General features: G+C 72.2%; 3 protein-coding genes. 2 read left to right on the top strand and 1 reads right to left on the bottom strand.

What is annotated here, in order from left to right; translation table 11 throughout:
• Positions 1–86: 86 nt before the first annotated feature.
• Positions 87–443 carry an Rv2175c family DNA-binding protein gene (locus tag QCD68_RS16885; RefSeq protein ID WP_374107161.1) on the bottom strand — a complete coding sequence of 119 codons (357 nt, stop codon included), beginning with the start codon at positions 441–443 and terminating at the stop codon, positions 87–89.
• 269 nt (positions 444–712) lie between these two features.
• Here QCD68_RS16885 and QCD68_RS16880 point away from each other — a divergent pair, with 269 nt between their 5' ends.
• Together QCD68_RS16880 and pknB are read left to right on the top strand one after the other, a co-directional pair.
• On the top strand, positions 713–1,951 hold the full coding sequence (locus QCD68_RS16880; RefSeq protein WP_301223856.1) for a LysM peptidoglycan-binding domain-containing protein: 1,239 nt from the start codon (positions 713–715) through the stop codon (positions 1,949–1,951).
• A 142-nt stretch (positions 1,952–2,093) separates the two neighbouring features.
• Positions 2,094–4,142, top strand: a complete 2,049-nt coding sequence (gene pknB, locus QCD68_RS16875) for a Stk1 family PASTA domain-containing Ser/Thr kinase (RefSeq protein ID WP_301223855.1) — start codon at positions 2,094–2,096, stop codon at positions 4,140–4,142.
• Positions 4,143–4,198 lie beyond the last annotated feature (56 nt).

The raw sequence follows: 4,198 nt of genomic DNA, 5'->3' as shown, positions 1-4,198 counted from the left end.
GTCAGATGTTTATAAGAGACCGGCACCCGCGGGTACCGGGCCTCCCGTCTGTCAGAAGGTCGCGACGACCGCCGCGACCGGCGTCGCTAGAGCAGCGCCTGGGCCGCGCGCCGGACCTCGGCCTTGCGGTTCGCACGGAGCGCGGCGATCGGCGTCGTCCCCATCGCCTCGTCCTCGGTGAGCATCCAGCGGACGGCCTCGTCGTCGGTGAGCCCGTTGTCGCCCAGGACGATGAGGGTGCCGCGCAGCGAAGGCAGCGGCTCGGTGTCGTCGAGGAACTCGGACGGGACACGGAGGACACCGTCGACCCGGGCCGGCAGCAGGGTCCGTTCCTCGAACAGGCGGTGGACGCGGCCGGGGCTCACCCCCAGCAGGTCGACCAGGTCGGGCACGGTCAGCCAGCGTTCGGACAGGGCGTCGTCTCCGGGAAGGGCAGCACTCACGGGTCCCATCGTGCCAGAGCGCGACGGGCCTGCGCAGCACCTGCCGCCCCGATGCCCTCCGCAGACCGCGGATCGCGGTCGACCACACCCGGGGATCGAGTCACTTCAGTCACATGAGTCACAGCAGTCACGAGCACAACTTCCGGCGCTCTGGTTGACTTGGGAATCACAGCGTGTCAGCGTGTGGTCACCTGTGTGTGCCGTGTACGTGCACACACGGCCGACAGACCCACCCCGTGCCGACGACGCGCGGAGACAGGAGAACGACCGTGGACAGGGACACGACCCCCGACGAGGCAGCCCGACGCCTCCGCTCGTCGCGCTTCGCGACGATGCCGATCGTCCTCGCCGGCACGATCGCGGTGACGGCCGGCCTGACCGGACCGATCGCCCACATCGAGCAGCGTCATGACGACGACTCCAACCGTCGGCACGTCGACGAGGACCGGAACCTCGGCTCCGGCCCGGTCTTCGGCACCGCCGTCGCCCGCCAGCAGCAGCCGGTCGTCACGACGGTCGCCGCCACCCGCTCAGCGGCGCCCACCACCTACACGGTCCGCCAGGGCGACACCGTCTCCGCGATCGCCGGCCGCTACGGGCTGTCCGCGCAGGAGATCCTGGTCCGCAACGGCCTCGGCTGGAACACGATCATCCACGCGGGCCAGACGCTGCGGCTCGCCTCGACCCCGGTCGGCGGTGCGGTCACCTCGAGCACCACGACCGCCAGCTACCACGTCAAGCAGGGCGACACCGTCTCCGGCATCGCAGCGAAGGTCGGCGTGTCGACCGCCGCACTGCTCACCGCCAACGAGCTCTCGCAGCGCAGCGTCATCTACCCCGGGCAGTCGCTCCGCGTGCCGGCCGGTCGGTCCAGCGCCACGAAGACGGCCACGACCGCCGGGCCTGCCGCACCGAGCGCCGCCCCCACCACGAGCGCCACCGTCCACCGTGCCGGCTCCGTGACGATCGGCAACGGCGACACGATCCTCTCCGTCGCGACGACGCACGGCGTCTCGGTGTCGTCGCTCCTCGCGGCGAACGGTCTGACCTACACGAGCACGATCTACGCCGGCAGCACGCTCGTCCTGCCCTCCAGCGGCCCGTCGCTCTCCTCCGAGCAGCGTGCCAATGCCGCGACCATCGTCCGCGTCGGTCGCTCGCTCGGCGTCTCGGACCGTGGTCTCGTCATCGCGTTGGCGACCGCGATGCAGGAGTCGAACCTCCGGAACCTCGCCCACGGCGACCGCGACTCCGTCGGCCTGTTCCAGCAGCGTCCGAGCCAGGGCTGGGGCACCCCCGGTCAGCTGCGGGACACCGTGTACGCGTCCGAGCTGTTCTTCGGCGGGTCGCGGAACCCGAACCCGGGCGTCACGGCAGGCCTGCTCGACATCCCGGGCTGGTCGTCGATGAGCGTGACCGAGGCGGCGCAGGCCGTCCAGCGCTCCGCGTACCCGAAGGCGTACGCGCAGTGGGAGCAGTCCGCCCACGCCTGGCTCCGCTCACTCTGACGTCCGCGCGGTCGGACCTCCCGTCCACCACGCCGGCCAGCACCCCTGATCGGCACCGCCGGGTCATCCCTCCGGTCGAGATCGTGTAACGACCGGTGCGCCGGTGCCGGTCCTCCCCGTCCGGATTCGTAGAATGCCGCAGATGACCACGAACGCCGCCACGGACCCGATGATCGGTCGCATGATCGATCAGCGGTACCGCGTCCGATCCCGGATCGCGCGCGGCGGCATGGCGACCGTGTACCTGGCGACCGACGTGCGCCTGGAGCGCCGGGTCGCCGTGAAGATCATGCACGGGCACCTGGCGGACGACCAGGCGTTCCGGGAGCGCTTCATCCAGGAGGCCCGCTCGGCCGCCCGGCTGTCGCACCCGAACCTCGTCGGCGTCTACGACCAGGGCGCCGAGGACGACTGCGTCTACATCGTCATGGAGTACATCCCGGGCATCACGCTCCGCGACCTGCTCCACGAGCACCGCGCGCTGACGCCCGAGCAGGCGACCGACATCCTCCGCGCGGTCCTCGCCGGCCTGGCCTCGGCGCACCGTGCCGGGATCGTGCACCGCGACCTCAAGCCCGAGAACGTCCTGCTCGCCGACGACGGCCGCATCAAGCTCGGCGACTTCGGTCTGGCGCGGGCCACCACCGCGAACACCGCCACCGGCGCGGCACTGCTCGGCACGATCGCGTACCTCTCCCCCGAGCTCGTCACCCGCGGCGCCGCCGACTCGCGCAGCGACATCTACGCGCTCGGCATCATGCTCTACGAGATGCTCACCGGCGAGCAGCCCTACAAGGGCGAGCAGCCGATGCAGATCGCCTACCAGCACGCGAACGACACGGTCCCCGCACCGAGCGCCGCACTGCCGGGCGTCCCCGCCGAACTCGACGACCTGGTCGCCTGGGCCACCGCTCGGGACCCACGCGATCGGCCGCTCGACGCCCGCGAGATGCTCGACCACATGGCGGGCGTGCAGCAGCGCGCGACCGGCCAGTACCGCACCGCCGTGCTGCGCCCCGAGAACGCGACCGCGATCCTCCCGTCCGGTGGCAGCGCCGGCGCCGCGGCCTTCGGGGACGACGTCGAGGACGCGAGCGAGCACGACACGACGGTCCTCGACCGACGGGGCACGCAGGAGACCCCGCAGCGTCCCCGGAACGCGCCGGGCGCCCGGAACGTACCCGGCCCCCGCCGGACCGGCGCGGTCACCGCGACCCTGTCCCCGGCCGGCCAGCGCCTGGCCGACAAGTCCGCCAAGCGACGGAAGCGCGGCTGGATCGCCCTGGTCGTCGTGCTCGTCCTGGCCCTCGTCGGAGCGGGCGTCGCCGCCTGGTACGGCCCCGGACCGGGCGGCAACGTCCGGATCCCCGCGGTCGCCGGCAAGACCGTGTCGCAGGTCCGACAGGCCCTCGCGTCCAACGGGCTGCGTGCCGCCGAGGCGACGACGAGCCGCCCCGACCTCGAGGTCGCGGCCGGCCTGGTGACCGCCACCCAGCCGCCCACCGATCGCGAAGTGCGGAAGGGCACCGCCATCCGCATCGTCGTCTCGAGCGGCCCGCGGATGATCAGTCTGCCGGCGATCGTCGGGCAGTCCGCCTCCACCGCCCGCGCGGCCCTCGACGACGACTTCGACCTGCAGGACCCGCAGTACCAGTTCTCCGCAGACGTCCCCGCCGACACGGTGATCGCCGCGACCGGCCGCAACGGCTCCGGCGCCCTCGACCTGACCACCGTCGAGCAGTACCCGGAGCGTGGCCCGGTCACGCTCACCGTCTCCCTCGGAGCCGTCCCGGACGTCACCGGCAAGTCCGTCGCCGACGCGACCAGCACGCTGGAGGGCGTCGGCCTGGTGCTCGGCAGCCAGACGCAGCAGTTCAGCGACTCGGTACCGGACGGCCAGGTCATCTCCGCCGCCCCCGCCGACGACCCCGCCGTCAAGGGCACCGCGGTCGACGTCGTCGTGTCGAAGGGGCCGGTGCCGATCACCATGCCGTCGGTCAAGGGGCAGACGATCGACGAAGCCACCTCGACCCTGAAGGCACTCGGGCTCCAGGTCAGCTACCCGGACTGCACGAACATCCTCTGTGGCTTCTACGACTGGAAGAGCAAGCTGCCGGTCACCGCGACGGACCCGGCCGCCGGCGCCACCGTGCACAAGGGCGACACGATCGCCCTGGCCTACGACCAGTAGCGGCGCGACCGCCTGCATGACGGGAGGCCCGACACCGGACCGGTGTCGGGCCTCCC

The organism is Curtobacterium sp. PsM8 (assembly GCF_030433875.1).
Classification (GTDB): Bacteria; Actinomycetota; Actinomycetes; order Actinomycetales; family Microbacteriaceae; genus Curtobacterium.
Note: the sequence above shows the minus strand (reverse complement) of the source record. Positions and strands in the feature narration are given on the sequence as shown.